Consider the following 15,480-nt stretch of genomic DNA (forward strand, 5'->3'; position numbering starts at 1 on the left):
AAGTGATGGCTATGTGATATCACTGTATTCAGTGTGGCACAACCAGGTGAATTGGCCATTACCCGGGCGGTGCCTGTTCGGTTGCAAAGCGGCCCGCTTCGATTGACGCTCCCGGTCCAACCCTCTAACCTTCGCGCGTGTTTCAGGTGCCCTGCCAGCCCCGACTGGGCAGGGTGAAACTGGGAAGCCGGTGGGTGCCAGCATGGCGCGATTCCGGCGCTGCCCCCGCAACGGTAGGTGAGTCGCGGCCGCGCAGGGCCACTGGGTGCCAGCACCCGGGAAGGCGCGCAGGCCTGGGCCAAGGCCCGCTCACAAGCCCGGAGACCGGCCTGATACTGCCAACGGCATCACGGAGGGTGATGCGCGGTGCACCGTGGCGTACGGCCACGGCCCCTGCGCGTTCTCCGTCTGCCCGCCTTTTACCTGTCGCCGCGCGTTGCCGTGGCGCCAGCCAGCGGAGAACCCTGATGAGCGAATCCACCGAACGCGACGAACGCCACCTGGCGCGCATGCAGCGCAAGAAGGCGATCATCGACGAACGCATCGCCAATTCCCCCAACGAATGCGGCCTGCTGCTGGTGCTGACCGGCAATGGCAAAGGCAAGAGCAGCTCGGCCTTCGGTATGCTCGCGCGCGCCCTGGGCCATGGCATGCAGTGCGGTGTGGTGCAGTTCATCAAGGGCCGCAACAGCACCGGCGAAGAGCTGTTCTTCCGCCGCTTCCCCGAGCAGGTGCGCTACCACGTGATGGGCGAGGGCTTTACCTGGGAAACCCAGGACCGCCAGCGCGACATTGCCGCCGCCGAAGCGGCCTGGGCTGTGTCGCGCCAGTTGCTGCAAGACCCTAGCGTGCAGTTCGTGGTGCTCGATGAACTGAACATCGCCCTCAAGCACGGCTACCTCGACCTTGACCAGGTGCTGTCCGACATCCAGGCTCGCCCACCGATGCAGCATGTGATCGTCACTGGCCGTGCCGCGAAACCCGAGATGATCGAGCTGGCCGACACCGTGACCGAAATGGGCATGCTCAAGCACGCGTTCCAGGCCGGTATCCGTGCACAGAAGGGCGTGGAACTGTGAGCCAGTCGCGCCATTGCCCTGCGGTACTGATCGCGGCACCGGCCTCTGGTCAGGGCAAGACCACCGTCACCGCCGCCCTGGCCCGCCTGCACCGCAACCTTGGGCGCAAGGTGCGGGTGTTCAAGTGCGGCCCCGACTTTCTCGACCCGATGATCCTTGAGCGGGCCAGCGGCGCGCCGGTGTACCAGCTCGACCTGTGGATGATCGGCGCCGAGGAAAGCCGCCGCCTTCTGTGGGAGGCAGCCGGGGAGGCCGACCTGATCCTGATCGAAGGGGTGATGGGGCTGTTCGACGGCACGCCGTCCAGCGCCGACCTGGCGCGTCACTTCGGCGTGCCGGTACTGGCAGTGATCGACGGCACGGCCATGGCCCAGACCTTTGGCGCCTTGGCCCTGGGCCTGGCACGCTACCAGGCGGACCTGCCGTTTGCCGGTGTGTTGGCCAACCGGGTGGGCAGCCTGCGCCACGCGCAACTGCTGGAAGGTAGCCTGACCGAAGGCCTGCGCTGGTATGGCGGCTTGTCCCGCGAGCGCGGTATAGAGCTGCCCAGCCGCCACCTGGGGCTGGTCCAGGCCAGCGAGCTGAACGACCTGGACGCTCGTCTGGATGCCGCTGCCGAAGCGCTTGGCGCCAGTTGCGATGCCGCCTTGCCGCCGCCAGTGACCTTTGCCGAACCCGAGCCGCAAGCCAGTGTCGCCTCGTTGACCGGTGTGCGCATTGGCGTGGCGCGGGACGAGGCCTTTGCCTTCACCTATGGCGCCAACCTCGACCTGCTGCGCAACCTGGGCGCGCAGCTGGAGTTTTTCTCGCCGCTGCATGACCGCGAACTACCAGCAGTGGACAGCCTGTATCTGCCGGGCGGTTATCCCGAACTGCACCACCACGCCCTGGCTGCCAACGCGCCAATGAGCGAGGCGATCCGTGCCCATCACGCCCAGGGCAAACCGTTGCTGGCAGAGTGCGGCGGCATGCTGTACCTGCTCGATGCCCTGACCGACGTGGCCGGCGAGCGTGCCGAGCTGCTCGGCCTGCTGCCGGGCGAAGCGACCATGCAGAAGCGCCTGGCTGCCTTGGCCCTGCAGGCGGTGGAACTGCCGGAAGGCACCCTGCGCGGTCACACCTATCACCATTCGTTGACCAGTACCGTACTGGAGCCGATCGCACGTGGCCTGAGCCCCAACGGCGGGCGCGGCAACGAAGCGGTGTACCGTCTGGGTCGGCTGACGGCTTCCTACGTGCACTTCTACTTTCCCTCCAACCCTGATGCGGCGGCGGCGCTGTTGCGACCATGAGCGAATACGCCTACAGCGACGCCGAGCGCGCCGCGATCTATCGGGCCATCGGTGAACGCCGTGACATGCGCCATTTCGCCGGAGGCGAGGTAGCCCCGGAACTGCTGGGGCGCCTGTTGGCCGCCGCGCATCAGGCGCCGAGCGTCGGGCTGATGCAGCCCTGGCGTTTCATCCGCATCACCCGGCGCGATTTGCGTGCGCGCATCCAGGCGTTGGTGGAAGCAGAGCGGGTGCGTACCGCCGAAGCCTTGGGCGAACGCTCCGATGCCTTCATGAAACTGAAGGTGGAAGGCATCAATGACTGCGCCGAGCTGCTGGTGGCCGCCCTGATGGACAACCGCGAGCCGCACATCTTCGGCCGCCGCACCCTGCCGGAAATGGACCTGGCCTCGCTGGCCTGCGCCATCCAGAACCTTTGGCTGGCAGCCCGTGGCGAAGGCCTTGGCATGGGTTGGGTGTCGCTGTTCGACCCGCAGGCGCTGGCGGCGCTGCTGGGTATGCCGAGTGGGGCCAAGCCGGTCGCGGTGCTGTGCCTGGGGCCGGTGACCGAGTTCTATCCGGCACCAATGCTGGTGCTGGAAAACTGGGCCGAGGAACGGCCCTTGAGTGAAATGCTCTTTGAGAACCAATGGGGAGAGCGCCAATGAGCGTGGCCTTGCTGACCGTGGCCGGGGTGGCCCTGGATGCCTTGCTAGGCGAGCCGCAGCGGCGCCACCCGCTGGTGGCCTTTGGCAACATGGCCAGTAACCTGGAGCGCCGCCTCAATGCCGGTGGGCGCGGCTGGCGCAGTCACGGGGTGAGCGCATGGTTCCTGGCTGTGGTGCCGCTTACCCTGGTGGCACTGATTCTGTCCTGGCTGCCGTACATCGGCTGGCTGGTCGACGTGCTGGCGCTCTACTGCGCCGTCGGGCTGCGCAGCCTGGGTGAACACGTGTTACCAGTGGCCAGTGCCTTGCGCCAGGGTGACCTGCAAGAAGCGCGGCGCCGTGTGGGCTACCTGGTCAGCCGCGAAACCCGCGAACTTGACGAGCCTGCGGTGGCCCGGGCGGCCACCGAATCGGTGCTGGAAAATGGCAGCGATGCGGTATTCGCCGCGCTGTTCTGGTTCGTGGTCGCCGGCGCGCCTGGCGTGGTGCTGTACCGCCTGAGCAACACCTTGGATGCCATGTGGGGCTACCGCAACGAGCGCTTCGAACGCTTCGGCTGGTGTGCGGCGCGTGTCGATGATGTGCTCAACTATATTCCCGCCAGGCTGGTGGCGTTGACCTACGCGCTGCTGGGCAAGACCCGCCTGGCCCTGGCCTGCTGGCGCAAGCAGGGCCCGCTGTGGGACAGCCCCAATGCCGGGCCGGTGATGGCCGCCGGTGCTGGTGCGTTAGGGGTGGAACTCGGTGGCCCGGCGGTGTACCACGGCGAGCTGCATGAGCGGCCACGCCTGGGTGACGGGCCAATGGCCGACGCCGACGCCATCGAGCGCGGCTGGGGCCTGGTCCAGCGCGGCGTATGGCTATGGCTGCTGGTGATCTGCCTGGGGGCCTATATCAATGCTTGAACACGGAGGCCGCCTGCTGCGGGCGGTACGGCAATACGGCATCGCCCGCGAGCAGTGGCTCGACCTGTCCAGCGGCATTGCGCCATGGCCTTTCCCGATTCCACAGATCCCCATGGAGGCCTGGGCCCGCCTGCCGGAGACCGAGGACGGCCTGGAGGACGCCGCGCGTGCGTATTACGGCGCCCGCCAATTGCTGGCGGTGGCCGGTTCCCAGGCCGCGATCCAGGCCTTGCCGCTGTTGCGCGCAGCCGGCCGGGTGGGGGTGTTGACGCCTTGCTATGCCGAGCACCCATACGCCTGGCAACGGGCGGGGCACCAGTTGCTGGAGCTGGACGAAGCGCAGGTAGAGGCGACGCTCGACAGCCTCGACGTACTGGTGCTGGTCAACCCCAACAACCCCACCGGCCGCCGGGTGCCGCGTGAACGCCTGCTGGATTGGCATGCGCGCCTGGCCGCCCGCGGTGGTTGGCTGCTGGTCGATGAAGCGTTCATGGACAACACCCCTGCGCAAAGCGTGGTCGATTGTGCCGAGCGCCCGGGGCTGATTGTGCTGCGCTCGTTCGGCAAGTTCTTCGGCCTGGCCGGCGTGCGCCTGGGGTTCGTTGCCGCCGAACGCAGCCTGCTGCTGCGCCTGGCCGAGTTGCTTGGGCCGTGGACCGTCAATGGCCCGACCCGGGTGCTGGCCCAGGCCAGCCTGGCCGACCACGCCGCCCAGCGTGTGCAGGTCGAACGCTGCGCTGCCGCCAGCCAGCGGCTGGCTATGCTGTTGCGCAGCGCCGGCCTGGCGCCCAGCGGCGGTTGCGACCTGTTCCAGTACGTGCGCAGCGAGCACGCTGCGCAACTGCATGACTTTCTTGCCCGCCGCGGCATCCTGGTGCGGCTGTTCGAGCAGCCGTCGGCGGTACGCCTTGGGCTGCCTGCCCATGCGGCGGACGAACAGCGCCTGGCCCAGGCCCTGGCGGCCTATCAGAAGGAAACGGCATGACCACCCTCATGGTGCAAGGCACCACCTCCGACGCCGGCAAGAGCACGCTGGTGACCGCACTGTGCCGCTGGCTGTTGCGCCAGGGCGTCGGCGTGGTGCCGTTCAAGCCGCAGAACATGGCGCTGAACAGCGCGGTGACCGCCGATGGCGGTGAAATCGGCCGGGCCCAGGCGGTGCAGGCCCAGGCCTGCCGGCTGCAACCACACACCGACATGAACCCGGTGCTGCTCAAGCCCAACAGCGACACCGGCGCCCAGGTGATCATCCATGGCCGTGCCGTCACCAGCATGAACGCGGTGGCCTACCACGACTACAAGGCCATCGCCATGCAGGCGGTGCTGGCTTCGCACCTGCGTCTGAGTGCTGCTTGGCCGGTGGTCATGGTCGAAGGCGCGGGCTCGCCGGCGGAGATCAACCTGCGTGCCGGTGACATTGCCAACATGGGCTTTGCCGAAGCGGTGGACTGCCCGGTGATCCTGGTTGCCGACATCAATCGTGGTGGTGTGTTCGCCCATCTGGTCGGCACGCTGGAACTGCTGTCGCCCAGTGAGAAGGCGCGGGTAAAGGGCTTTGTCATCAACCGCTTCCGCGGCGACATCGCCTTGCTGCAGCCGGGGCTGGATTGGCTGGAGCAGCGCACCGGCAAGCCGGTGCTGGGCGTGCTGCCGTATGTCACCGATCTGCATCTGGAAGCCGAAGACGGCATCGACGCACGCCAGGGGGCAAAGGCCGAGCGCGTGCTCAAGGTGATCGTCCCGGCACTGCCGCGTATCAGTAACCACACCGACTTTGACCCGCTGCGCCTGCACCCCCAGGTGGACCTGCAGTTCATCGGCGCGGGCCAGCCGATCCCGGCCGCCGACCTGATCATCCTGCCGGGTTCCAAGAGTGTGCGCGGCGACCTGGCGCAACTGCGTGAGCGCGGTTGGGACAAGGCCATCGACCGGCACCTGCGCTATGGCGGCAAGCTGATCGGGATCTGCGGTGGCCTGCAGATGCTGGGCCGCGAAGTGCATGACCCGCTTGGTCTCGAAGGGGCCGCCGGCTCCAGCCCGGGGCTTGGCCTGCTCGATTATGCGACGGTGCTCGAAGCCGAGAAGCAACTGCGCAACGTTGCCGGCACACTGAACCTCGAAGCAGTCCCGGTTGCCGGTTATGAAATTCATGCCGGCGTCACCACGGGGCCTGCTCTGGAGCAGCCAGCCGTGCAACTTGCCGATGGCCGTTGCGATGGTGCTGTCAGCGCTGATGGCCAGATACTTGCCACCTACCTGCACGGCCTGTTTGAAGGCAGCCAGTCGTGCGCGGCGCTGCTGCGCTGGGCTGGGCTGGATGATGTGCAGGCCGTCGATTACCAGGCCCTGCGCGAACGCGATATAGAGCGCCTGGCCGACCTGGTGGAAAAGCACCTGGACACCGCGCGCCTGCGCCAGCTCTGTGGGGTGGCCTGACATGCTCAACCTGATCCTCGGCGGCGCCCGCTCGGGCAAGAGCCGCCTGGCCGAACAGCTGGCCAGCGCCAGTGGCCTGCCGGTGACCTACATCGCCACCAGCCAGCCGCTGGATGGTGAAATGAACGAACGCGTGCAGCTGCATCGCCAGCGTCGCCCTGATGACTGGGGGTTGATCGAGGAACCCCTGGCCCTGGCCGCGGTACTGCGCGCCGAAGCGGCCGAAGGGCGCTGCCTGCTGGTGGATTGTCTGACCCTGTGGCTGACCAACCTGCTGATGCTCGAAGACGACCAGCGCCTGGCCGAGGAGCGTGATGCGCTGCTGGCCTGCCTGGAACAGTTGCCGGGCACGGTCATCCTGGTCAGTAACGAAACCGGCCTGGGCGTCGTGCCCATGGGCGAGCTGACTCGTCGCTATGTCGACCTGGCCGGCTGGCTGCACCAGGCCGTGGCCGAACGCTGTCAGCGCGTGGTGCTGACTGTGGCCGGCCTGCCCCTAATGCTCAAAGGACCTGCACTATGACCCAAGCCTGGTGGCGTGACGCCTGCCAACCTCTCGACAACGCCGCCATGGACCAGGCCCGCGCCCGTCAGCAACAGCTGACCAAACCTGCCGGTTCGCTAGGCCAACTGGAAGGATTGGCCATTCAGCTGGCCGGTCTGCAGGGGTGTGAACGGCCGACCTTGGATAACGCCGCAATCAGCATTTTTGCCGGTGACCACGGCGTGGTCGAGGAAGGCATCTCGGCCTACCCGCAAGCGGTGACCGGGCAGATGCTGCGCAACTTCGTCGGTGGTGGCGCGGCAATCAGCGTGCTGGCGCGCCAGCTGCAGGCGAGTCTGGAAGTGGTCGACCTGGGCACCATCGACCCCCACCTGGAACTGCCTGGCGTGCGCCACCTGCGCCTTGGCGCCGGTACCGCCAACTTCGCCCGCCAGCCGGCGATGACCGAGGGCCAGCTGCAGGCCGCCCTGCAGGCCGGTCGCGATAGTGCCCTGCGCGCCGCCGAACAGGGCGCGCAGCTGTTCATCGGGGGCGAGATGGGTATTGGCAACACCACGGCTGCCGCTGCCCTGGCCAGCGTGTTGCTCGGCTGCCCGCCGGCTGAATTGAGTGGCCCGGGTACCGGCCTGGACCACGCCGGGGTGCGGCACAAGGCCGAGGTCATCGAGCGTGCGTTGAGCCTGCATGGCCTTAGCGCCAACGATCCATTGCAGGCACTGGGCTGTGTCGGTGGTTTCGAGATCGCGGCCTTGGCCGGTGCCTACATTGGCTGCGCGCAGGCGGGTATCGCGGTACTGGTGGACGGCTTCATCTGCAGTGTCGCCGCGCTGCTGGCGGTGCGTCTCAACCCGCAGTGTCGGGCCTGGCTGGTGTTTGCCCACCAAGGCGCAGAGCCTGGGCACAAAGCCTTGCTCGACGCCTTGCAGGCCGAGCCGTTGCTGGCCCTGGGCCTGCGCCTGGGCGAGGGCAGTGGGGCTGCCCTGGCCGTGCCGCTGTTGCGCCTGGCCTGTGCGTTGCACGGGCAGATGGCGACCTTTGCCGAGGCTGCGGTGGCGGACCGCCCGGCATGATCCTCGACCTGCTGCGCCATGGCGAAACGGAACAGGGCGGCCTGCGTGGCAGCCTTGATGATGCCTTGACCGACAAGGGCTGGGCGCAGATGCGTGAAGCCGTGGCCGAAGCCGGCCCGTGGGAGGTGCTGGTCAGTTCGCCGCTGCAGCGCTGTGCGCGTTTTGCCGAGGAACTGGGCGAGCGGCTGAACCTGCCTGTGCAGCGCGAAGCGGCATTGCAGGAGCTGCATTTTGGCGACTGGGAGGGCCGTAGTGCCGCGCAGATCATGGAAGACCAGGCGGACGCGCTGGGGCGCTTCTGGGCGGACCCTTACGCGTTTACGCCACCTAATGGCGAGCCAGTCGAGGCGTTCGCCGAGCGAGTGCTGGCTGCTGTCGAGCGCCTGGGGCGCCAGCATGCTGGCAAGCGCGTGCTGCTGGTCACCCATGGCGGTGTGATGCGGCTGCTGCTGGCACGTGCCCGTGGTTTGCCAAGGGCGCAGTTGCTGCAGGTCGAAGTCGGCCACGCTGCGCTGATGCGACTGGTGCCGGGTGACGACGGCCAGTGGGTCGAGGGGCGCTGACATGTTGCCGTTGTGGATTGCCTTGCAGTTTCTCAGCAGCCTGCCGGTGAGTCTGCCGGGCATGCCGGCGCCGCGCGAGGTGGGGCGCTCGCTGCTCTGCTACCCGCTGGTCGGGTTGCTGTTCGGCCTGTTGCTGTGGCTGGCCAGCTACCTGCTGCAGGGCACGCCTGCGTCGCTGCACGCGGCCCTGCTGCTCACGTTGTGGGTGTTGCTCAGTGGCGCCTTGCACCTGGATGGCCTGGCGGACAGCGCCGACGCTTGGCTTGGCGGTTTCGGTGACCGCGAACGCACCTTGCTGATCATGAAGGACCCACGTAGCGGGCCGATTGCCGTGGTCACCCTGGTGCTGGTGCTGTTGCTGAAGTTCTGCGCTTTGTGGGTGCTGGTCGAGCAGGGCATTGGCGCACAGTTGCTACTGGCACCGTTGATCGGGCGGGCGGCGATGCTCGGGCTGTTCCTGAGTACGCCATATGTACGGCAGGGCGGTTTGGGGCAGGCGCTGGCCGAGCACCTGCCCCGGCATGCGGCCGGCTGGGTGCTGCTGGGCTGTGTGCTTTTCTGTCTGGTCCTGGGCGGGTGGATCGTGGTGCTGGCGTTGGCGGTGTTTGCCTGGTTGCGGCACCTGATGTGCCGGCGCCTGGGCGGGACTACCGGCGATACCGCTGGTGCAATGCTGGAGTTGCTCGAACTGGCCGTGGTGCTGGGGTTGGCGTTGGGCCTCTGAGCCTTGCTCTGGGCCCTGTAGGAGCGGCCTTGTGTCGCGAATGGGCTGCAAAGCAGCCCCGGCAATTTATGCACTAACGCTGAAGTCATGGGGCTGCTTTGCAGCCCTTTCGCGACACAAGGCCGCTCCTACAAGTGACCGCGCAAGCAGGATGTTTCTGTAGGGCGTTTCTGAGCCTAACGTGCTGGTAAAATCGTGAAAAAAATCGGCAAGAACCGGCATCTTTTCACTGGCGTATGCTTGCCCCTCCCGCAAACTGTCGAGGAGTGTCGGCACCATGCGTCATGTCATTCTTGCTGCGTTTTTGCTGGCCATGGGGCCTGCCGCCGTGGCAGCCGATCTCATGGATTTCTGGAACTACCCCCGCCACGGTGGCAACAGCTTCAACCGGCTGCCACCTGACCAAGCCTACTTCGACGCCTTGAGCGGTTATGGCGCGACGTGGGTGCGGCTGTCTTACGACAAATGGCAGCCGGCGGAACGCGATTTCCTCCTCGGCGATGCCGATGCCTACCAAGGCCTGCCTGCCGCCGACCTGGCAACGCTGCGAGCCACCCTCGACCGCGCCCACCAAGCCGGCCTCAAGGTGGTCATCGCACCGCTCTCGCTACCCGGCATGCGCTGGTCGCAAAACAACCATGGCCAGTTCGACGACCGCCTCTGGCAGGACAAACGCTACTGGTTGCAGGCTGCGGCCTTCTGGCGGGATCTGGCCCATGAGCTGAAAGGTCACCCGGCCATCGCCGCCTACAACCTGGTCAACGAGCCCGCCCCGGAGAAGCACGGTGGCCTGGCCGAGCATGCCGACCCTGGGCAAATGCAGCAGTGGTATGCAGGGCAGCAGGGCAGTGCGCGTGATCTGCCGGCTCTGTATCGGCAGTTGATAGCGGCCATTCGCGAGGAGGACGCGGACACGCCGGTCATGCTCGATGCCGGCTGGTTCGCCGCCGCTGATGCCTTCGGTTACTGGCCGGCTCCCCTGGAAGACCAGCGGGTGCTGTACAGCGTGCACATGTACGAGCCCTATCTGGTGACCAGTGCACCGAACATGACGCGCAAGCAACCCATCGCCTATCCCGGCCCGGCACCGTTTGCGGGGCAGACGCAGCAGTGGGATGGCCAGCGTGTGGCGCAATACCTGCGCCAGCCGCTGGATTGGGCCGCGGCCATGAACGTGCCCCGCTCGCGGCTGGTGGTGGGTGAGTTCGGCTGCATGCGCAGGCTGCCGGGCTGCCGGCAATACCTGGAAGACGTGCTCAGCGTGCTGGATCGCCACCGGTTGCACTGGGCCTTCTACAGCTTCCGTGAAGATAACTGGGACGGCATGGACTACGAATTGGGCTCGACCAGGGTACCGTGGCGCTATTGGCAGGCAATCGAGCAGGGCGCTCCAGACCCGCTGGCGCGCAAGGCCACGGTGGAGTTCGAGCCGATTCGCAAGCGCCTGAACCCAGGCTGAGGTGTCTGACAGTCGTGAAAACTCTTGCAACACACATGATGCGGGTATATACACGTATCCATGTTGACCAGTGAATGCATCTGCACCCATCTGCGTCGCGCCGCCCGTGGGGTGAGCCGGCATTACGACGAGGCCCTTGCCAGCTTTGGGGTCAATGTCGCCCAGTTTTCCCTGTTGCGTCATCTGCAGCGGCTCGATCGTCCCAGTATCACCACCCTGGCGGAGGCCATGGGCCTGGAGCGCAGTACCCTGGGCCGCAACCTACGGGTGCTGGAGGCTGAAGGGCTGGTGGCCTTGGCCGATGGTGACGACCAACGCAACCGCGTGGTGCTGCTGACCGAGGCCGGTACCCAGTTGCTGCACGCGGCCCATCCGGCCTGGGAACAGGCACAGGCAGAGTTGGTGGAGCGGCTGGGGGCAGGGCAGCGGGATGAACTGGTCCGTTTGCTGAACCAGCTGGCTTGAAATTGATACGACTATAAGCGGGTATATACCCGTAAAACCTTGCGATGTGCTGGAGATAACGACAATGACTTCGGTGTGGCGAACCAGCGGGTGGGTATTGGTGGGGGCAGCGCTGATCCTGGCGCTATCCCTGGGTGTGCGGCACGGCTTCGGCCTGTTCCTGGCGCCTATGAGCGCGGACTTCGGCTGGGGGCGTGAGGTGTTTGCCTTCGCCATTGCCTTGCAGAACCTGATCTGGGGGCTGGCGCAACCGTTCGCCGGCGCCCTGGCCGACCGCATGGGTGCGGCGCGGGTGGTGATCATTGGCGGTATTCTCTACGCTGCCGGGTTGGTGTTGATGGGCATGGCCGACTCGGCCTGGTCGTTGTCGCTGAGTGCCGGCTTGCTGATCGGTATCGGTCTGTCCGGCACCTCGTTCTCGGTCATCCTCGGCGTGGTCGGGCGTGCCGTGCCTGCGGAAAAGCGCAGCATGGCCATGGGCATTGCCAGCGCTGCCGGTTCTTTCGGCCAGTTCGCAATGTTGCCGGGCACTCTCGGCCTTATCCAGTGGCTGGGCTGGTCCGCAGCGTTGCTGGTACTGGGCCTGATGGTGGCGCTGATCGTGCCCTTCGTCGGCCTGCTGCGCGACCGGCCTCTGCCCACTCATGGAGCCGAACAGACCCTGAGCCAGGCTTTGCGCGAGGCTTGCTCGCACTCAGGCTTCTGGTTGCTGGCGCTGGGCTTTTTCGTTTGTGGTTTCCAGGTGGTGTTCATTGGCGTGCATCTGCCGGCCTACCTGGTCGACCAGCATCTGGCCGCGACTACCGGCACCACGGTGCTGGCGCTGGTAGGCCTTTTCAATATCGTCGGTACCTTCACTGCCGGCTGGCTGGGTGGGCGCATGTCCAAGCCGCGCCTGCTGACCGGGTTGTACCTGCTGCGTGCGGTAGTGATCGTGCTGTTCCTCTGGGCGCCGGTGACCGAATTCAGTGCTTATCTGTTCGGCATCGCCATGGGCCTGCTGTGGTTGTCCACGGTGCCGTTGACCAACGGTACCGTTGCCACCGTATTCGGCGTGCGCAACTTGTCCATGCTTGGCGGTATCGTCTTCCTGTTCCACCAGCTGGGTGCCTTCCTGGGCGGTTGGTTGGGCGGGGTGGTGTATGACCGCACCGGCAGCTACGACCTGGTCTGGCAGATTTCCATCCTGCTCAGCCTGCTGGCTGCCGCCCTCAATTGGCCCGTGCGCGAACGCCCGGTTGCCCGCCTGCAGGCCCAGGCCGCATGAACCGCTACCTGGCTCGAGGGCTACTGGCCCTCGCCGCCCTGTCGTTGCTGGCGCTGGTGTGGTGGGGCTGGCACAAGGGCGGGATGGCGTTGATGCAACTGGGCATGAGTGTTTGTTAGGCGCTACCCTGCAAGTTCGAGGATTGTCTTGCGGGAGAAAAGAGTCATGCGTGCACATTGGTTGACGGTGCCGGTGCTGGCCCTGCTTGCCAGCGCATCGAGCTGGGCTGCTGATTGCCCGGCGTTGTTGCAGGGCAGCCTGCCAGAGTTGCGGGGCAAGGGGCAGGTGGACCTGTGCGAGCGCTTTGCCGGCAAGCCCCTGGTGGTGGTGAATACGGCCAGTTACTGCGGTTTCGCGCCGCAGTTCGAGGGGCTTGAAGCGACCTACAAGGAATATCACGGGCAAGGCTTGGAAATGCTTGGCGTGCCGTCCAATGACTTCAAGCAGGAGGACGCCGACAGCGAGAAGACAGCCAAGGTATGTTATGCCAACTATGGCGTTACCTTTACCATGACCAAGACACAGTCGGTGCGGGGGGCGGATGCGATACCGCTGTTCGCGGAGCTGGCAAGCCAGAGCAGTGCGCCGAAGTGGAATTTCTACAAGTACGTGGTGGACCGAAAGGGCAAGGTGATTGATAACTTTTCCAGCCTGACCAAGCCGGATGATCCAGCATTCCGGGCAGCCATCGAAAAGGCCATTGCCTCCCAGCCATAACCTAGCAGCTCTTGCTCTTGCTCTTGCTCTTGCTTTGGCTTTTGCTTCTAAGTGCGCGATAGTGCAGGCGCTGCAGATTGCGACTTCAGGAGGCCGAGCGAAGGGACTGCGGAGGGAGGTGACGGGCATGGATGCCCGTCAAGCGCTGAGGCCCCATGGATGGGGCCTGCAGCGCGTACTCCCGGGAGCAGGCCCGTAGCGAGGGGACCCCGGAGCGCAGCGTAGGGGCCGGATGATGGGAGCCAGCGTTTTTTGGTTACTTTTTGTCGCGTTTGACAAAAAGTGACCCGCCGTAAGGGCGGAAAGGTGATTAAGCGCCACCTTCGAAAATGAATGTTGACCTTGTTGTTGATGCCCACGCTTGAAAGCGAAGAGCGAAGAGCGAAGAGCGGAAAAGTACTGGTATTGATCTCGCGTATAGTCCATTTACGATGGCGACGCTTACTCACCTTTTCGCCCTTACGGCGAGTCACTTTTTGCCAAACGCGGCAAAAAGTAACCAAAAAACGCTGCGCTCCCATCATCCGGCCCCTGCGCTGCGCTCCGGGGTTCCCTCGCGCCGGTCTTGCTCCCGGGAGTACGCGCTGCAGGCCCCATCCATGGGGCCTCAGCGCTTGACGGGCATCCATGCCCGTCACCTCCCTCCGCAAGACCTCTGCTCGGCCTCCTGAAGTCGCGAAGATCAAGATCAAGATCAAGATCAAGATCAAGATCAAGATCAAGATCAAGATCAAGATCAAGATCAAGATCAAGATCAAGATCAAGATCAAGATCAAGATCAAGATCAAGATCAAGATCAAGACAAGAGCAAGAGCAAGAGCAAGAGCAAGAGCAAGAGCAAGAGCAAGAGCAAGAGCAGAGCAAGAGCAAGAGCAAGAGCAAGAGCAAGAGCAAGAGCAAGAGCAAGAGCAAGAGCAAGAGCAAGAGCAAGAGCAAGAGCAAGAGCAAGAGCAAGAGCAAGAGCAAGAGCAAGAGCAGGGGGCTTGCCTGGGCTTTGGGGTTACTTCACTTTGCATGCACAGTAATCGCCACCAACCGCACCACCACCGGCCTGACCATCAATACACAAACGAACGCCACAGGCATTGCCAATTGGTAAGCCTTCAGCACGTTGCTAAGGTACTCAGGGTTGACCCCCGCATTCGCTGCCGTGATCACGAAACACATCAATAGCGCCATGATCGACGACATGTAAAAGGCAAAAACGTAAGGCGTGGCGGCGGGATGCAATTTGCGTCGGCTGCGTGCCTGGGACAAGTTGCTCATGCGAACTCCTGAAAAGTAAGTAGAGACGCAGGTTAGCAACGCACCTGGCAACAGTTGTAGACCAGTCGTATTGAGTTCTTTATAAAGAGATTCTTACGAATCAAAGGGCTCAGCATGGACCTGCTCAACGCCATTCGCAGCTTCATCAAGGTTGTCGAGGCCGGCAGTATCGCCGCCGGTGCCCGCAACCTGGGCCTGAGCCCGGCTGCGGTCAGCCAGAACCTGGCACGCCTGGAAGGTCACTTACAGGTTCGCCTTCTCAGCCGCACCACCCGCAGCATGGCGCTGACACCCGCCGGTACCCAGTATTACGAACGCGTCAGGCACATCGAGCGCGACCTGGCCTTGGCCGAACAGGCCGTCACCACCCCCGACAGTGAGCCCCAAGGGCGGCTGTGCATTGCCTCGACGTCCGCCTTCGGTCGCCACGTGCTGGCGCCATTGATACCTGCGTTCAGCGCCCGCTACCCACTGCTTTCGATAGAGTTGGTAACGACTGATCGCCGGGTCAACCACGCGCGGGAGGATGTGGACGTGAGCCTGCGCATTGCCCCGCAACTCGAAGACCAGTTGCTGGCCCGGCATATCGCCCGTATACCGTTCATATGCTGTGCCTCGCCCGGTTACCTGCAAAGCGCCGGCGTGCCGGCCACGCCCGAGGCCTTGCGTGACCACCGCTGCCTGGTGTTCCGCTACCCGGTGGATGGGCGCTTCCTGCGTTGGGGGTTCATGCGCGACGGGCTGCGGTTCGAGGCAGAGTTCGGTAGTGTCCTGATCAGCGACGACATCGATGCCCTGACCCAGATGGCGCTGCACGATGGCGGCATCACCCGCCTTGCCGAGTTCATCGTAAGGCCGCATCTGGATAACGGGGCGCTGGTGCCGTTGTTCGAATACAGCGATAGCGGCCAGGCCTATGCCCAGACCGAACCGATGGATATCTATCTGTGCCTGGCCGACCGCTTTGCCATGACCGCAAAAGTACAGGTGTTCATGGACTACCTGCGCGAATGCCTGGGCGATGACTGGCTGGTGAAGGTGTAAAAAAACCGCCACGAGGGCGGTTTTCATGTCACGCGTATGAA

Annotated in this window: 17 protein-coding genes and 1 riboswitch; of the genes, 16 read left to right on the plus strand and 1 reads right to left on the minus strand. The window is 64.8% G+C overall.

The features are described from left to right. Positions 1 to 127 precede the first annotated feature (127 nt). Positions 128 to 347: riboswitch (cobalamin riboswitch) on the plus strand. Between the two features lie 120 nt (positions 348 to 467). From cobO to GYA95_RS02505, 15 genes are all read left to right on the plus strand, one after another. Then, entirely contained in the window at positions 468 to 1,079 is a 612-nt protein-coding gene (gene cobO / locus GYA95_RS02440) for a cob(I)yrinic acid a,c-diamide adenosyltransferase (RefSeq protein ID WP_013971375.1), read from the plus strand. Beyond that, the gene (locus GYA95_RS02445; protein WP_015269243.1) at positions 1,076 to 2,371 is read left to right on the plus strand and encodes a cobyrinate a,c-diamide synthase; all 1,296 of its coding nucleotides are present in this window, start codon (positions 1,076 to 1,078) and stop codon (positions 2,369 to 2,371) included. Before cobO ends, GYA95_RS02445 begins: the two co-directional genes overlap by 4 nt. Next, positions 2,368 to 3,018, plus strand: a complete 651-nt coding sequence (bluB, locus tag GYA95_RS02450; protein WP_015269244.1) for a 5,6-dimethylbenzimidazole synthase — start codon at positions 2,368 to 2,370, stop codon at positions 3,016 to 3,018. The genes GYA95_RS02445 and bluB overlap by 4 nt, the downstream gene beginning before the upstream one ends. Beyond that, positions 3,015 to 3,923, plus strand: coding sequence for an adenosylcobinamide-phosphate synthase CbiB (gene cbiB, locus GYA95_RS02455; protein ID WP_015269245.1), 909 nt, complete (start codon positions 3,015 to 3,017; stop codon positions 3,921 to 3,923). Before bluB ends, cbiB begins: the two co-directional genes overlap by 4 nt. Beyond that, complete coding sequence (gene cobD / locus GYA95_RS02460) at positions 3,916 to 4,908, plus strand: threonine-phosphate decarboxylase CobD (protein WP_015269246.1); 993 nt, start codon at positions 3,916 to 3,918, stop codon at positions 4,906 to 4,908. Before cbiB ends, cobD begins: the two co-directional genes overlap by 8 nt. After that, entirely contained in the window at positions 4,905 to 6,359 is a 1,455-nt protein-coding gene (locus tag GYA95_RS02465; RefSeq protein ID WP_015269247.1) for a cobyric acid synthase, read from the plus strand. The genes cobD and GYA95_RS02465 overlap by 4 nt, the downstream gene beginning before the upstream one ends. Position 6,360: 1 nt before the next feature. Continuing rightward, the gene (gene cobU, locus GYA95_RS02470; protein ID WP_015269248.1) at positions 6,361 to 6,882 is read left to right on the plus strand and encodes a bifunctional adenosylcobinamide kinase/adenosylcobinamide-phosphate guanylyltransferase; all 522 of its coding nucleotides are present in this window, start codon (positions 6,361 to 6,363) and stop codon (positions 6,880 to 6,882) included. After that, entirely contained in the window at positions 6,879 to 7,934 is a 1,056-nt protein-coding gene (gene cobT / locus GYA95_RS02475) for a nicotinate-nucleotide--dimethylbenzimidazole phosphoribosyltransferase (protein ID WP_015269249.1), read from the plus strand. The genes cobU and cobT overlap by 4 nt, the downstream gene beginning before the upstream one ends. After that, the gene (locus tag GYA95_RS02480; protein WP_015269250.1) at positions 7,931 to 8,497 is read left to right on the plus strand and encodes a histidine phosphatase family protein; all 567 of its coding nucleotides are present in this window, start codon (positions 7,931 to 7,933) and stop codon (positions 8,495 to 8,497) included. Before cobT ends, GYA95_RS02480 begins: the two co-directional genes overlap by 4 nt. Before the next feature lies 1 nt (position 8,498). After that, a complete protein-coding gene (locus GYA95_RS02485; protein ID WP_015269251.1) occupies positions 8,499 to 9,221 on the plus strand; it encodes an adenosylcobinamide-GDP ribazoletransferase in 723 nt (240 codons plus the stop codon). Positions 9,222 to 9,564: 343 nt separating this feature from the next. Further along, entirely contained in the window at positions 9,565 to 10,680 is a 1,116-nt protein-coding gene (locus GYA95_RS02490) for a glycoside hydrolase family 5 protein (RefSeq protein WP_170976290.1), read from the plus strand. Positions 10,681 to 10,740: 60 nt separating this feature from the next. Then, positions 10,741 to 11,145: a MarR family winged helix-turn-helix transcriptional regulator gene (locus tag GYA95_RS02495; protein WP_013971386.1), complete on the plus strand. Its 405-nt coding sequence runs from the start codon at positions 10,741 to 10,743 to the stop codon at positions 11,143 to 11,145. A 64-nt stretch (positions 11,146 to 11,209) separates the two neighbouring features. Next, positions 11,210 to 12,412 (plus strand): MFS transporter, encoded by a 1,203-nt coding sequence (locus GYA95_RS02500; RefSeq protein ID WP_015269253.1) that lies wholly within the window; start codon positions 11,210 to 11,212, stop codon positions 12,410 to 12,412. Then, the gene (locus GYA95_RS28115) at positions 12,409 to 12,531 is read left to right on the plus strand and encodes a hypothetical protein (RefSeq protein ID WP_013971388.1); all 123 of its coding nucleotides are present in this window, start codon (positions 12,409 to 12,411) and stop codon (positions 12,529 to 12,531) included. Before GYA95_RS02500 ends, GYA95_RS28115 begins: the two co-directional genes overlap by 4 nt. A gap of 46 nt (positions 12,532 to 12,577) precedes the next feature. Then, a complete protein-coding gene (locus GYA95_RS02505; protein ID WP_015269254.1) occupies positions 12,578 to 13,129 on the plus strand; it encodes a glutathione peroxidase in 552 nt (183 codons plus the stop codon). A gap of 1,005 nt (positions 13,130 to 14,134) precedes the next feature. Here GYA95_RS02505 and GYA95_RS02510 read toward each other — a convergent pair. After that, positions 14,135 to 14,395 carry a DUF2798 domain-containing protein gene (locus tag GYA95_RS02510; RefSeq protein WP_080604846.1) on the minus strand — a complete coding sequence of 87 codons (261 nt, stop codon included), beginning with the start codon at positions 14,393 to 14,395 and terminating at the stop codon, positions 14,135 to 14,137. A gap of 114 nt (positions 14,396 to 14,509) precedes the next feature. Between GYA95_RS02510 and GYA95_RS02515 the strand changes: the two genes are divergently transcribed. Then, the gene (locus tag GYA95_RS02515; RefSeq protein ID WP_015269257.1) at positions 14,510 to 15,439 is read left to right on the plus strand and encodes a LysR family transcriptional regulator; all 930 of its coding nucleotides are present in this window, start codon (positions 14,510 to 14,512) and stop codon (positions 15,437 to 15,439) included. Positions 15,440 to 15,480 lie beyond the last annotated feature (41 nt).

The organism is Pseudomonas asiatica (assembly GCF_009932335.1).
Classification (GTDB): domain Bacteria; phylum Pseudomonadota; class Gammaproteobacteria; order Pseudomonadales; family Pseudomonadaceae; genus Aquipseudomonas; species Aquipseudomonas asiatica.

Bases quoted from the DNA above. Each gene is read 5' to 3' on its own strand.
- GYA95_RS28115 (WP_013971388.1), top strand. From the start codon at position 12,409: ATGAACCGCTACCTGGCTCGAGGGCTACTGGCCCTCGCCGCCCTGTCG.
- GYA95_RS02490 (WP_170976290.1), top strand. From the start codon at position 9,565: ATGGATTTCTGGAACTACCCCCGCCACGGTGGCAACAGCTTCAACCGG.
- GYA95_RS02505 (WP_015269254.1), top strand. From the start codon at position 12,578: ATGCGTGCACATTGGTTGACGGTGCCGGTGCTGGCCCTGCTTGCCAGC.
- bluB (WP_015269244.1), top strand. From the start codon at position 2,368: ATGAGCGAATACGCCTACAGCGACGCCGAGCGCGCCGCGATCTATCGG.
- GYA95_RS02485 (WP_015269251.1), top strand. From the start codon at position 8,499: ATGTTGCCGTTGTGGATTGCCTTGCAGTTTCTCAGCAGCCTGCCGGTG.
- cobU (WP_015269248.1), top strand. From the start codon at position 6,361: ATGCTCAACCTGATCCTCGGCGGCGCCCGCTCGGGCAAGAGCCGCCTG.
- GYA95_RS02500 (WP_015269253.1), top strand. From the start codon at position 11,210: ATGACTTCGGTGTGGCGAACCAGCGGGTGGGTATTGGTGGGGGCAGCG.
- cobD (WP_015269246.1), top strand. From the start codon at position 3,916: ATGCTTGAACACGGAGGCCGCCTGCTGCGGGCGGTACGGCAATACGGC.
- cobO (WP_013971375.1), top strand. From the start codon at position 468: ATGAGCGAATCCACCGAACGCGACGAACGCCACCTGGCGCGCATGCAG.
- cbiB (WP_015269245.1), top strand. From the start codon at position 3,015: ATGAGCGTGGCCTTGCTGACCGTGGCCGGGGTGGCCCTGGATGCCTTG.
- GYA95_RS02515 (WP_015269257.1), top strand. From the start codon at position 14,510: ATGGACCTGCTCAACGCCATTCGCAGCTTCATCAAGGTTGTCGAGGCC.
- GYA95_RS02510 (WP_080604846.1), bottom strand. From the start codon at position 14,395: ATGAGCAACTTGTCCCAGGCACGCAGCCGACGCAAATTGCATCCCGCC.
- cobT (WP_015269249.1), top strand. From the start codon at position 6,879: ATGACCCAAGCCTGGTGGCGTGACGCCTGCCAACCTCTCGACAACGCC.
- GYA95_RS02495 (WP_013971386.1), top strand. From the start codon at position 10,741: ATGTTGACCAGTGAATGCATCTGCACCCATCTGCGTCGCGCCGCCCGT.
- GYA95_RS02480 (WP_015269250.1), top strand. From the start codon at position 7,931: ATGATCCTCGACCTGCTGCGCCATGGCGAAACGGAACAGGGCGGCCTG.
- GYA95_RS02465 (WP_015269247.1), top strand. From the start codon at position 4,905: ATGACCACCCTCATGGTGCAAGGCACCACCTCCGACGCCGGCAAGAGC.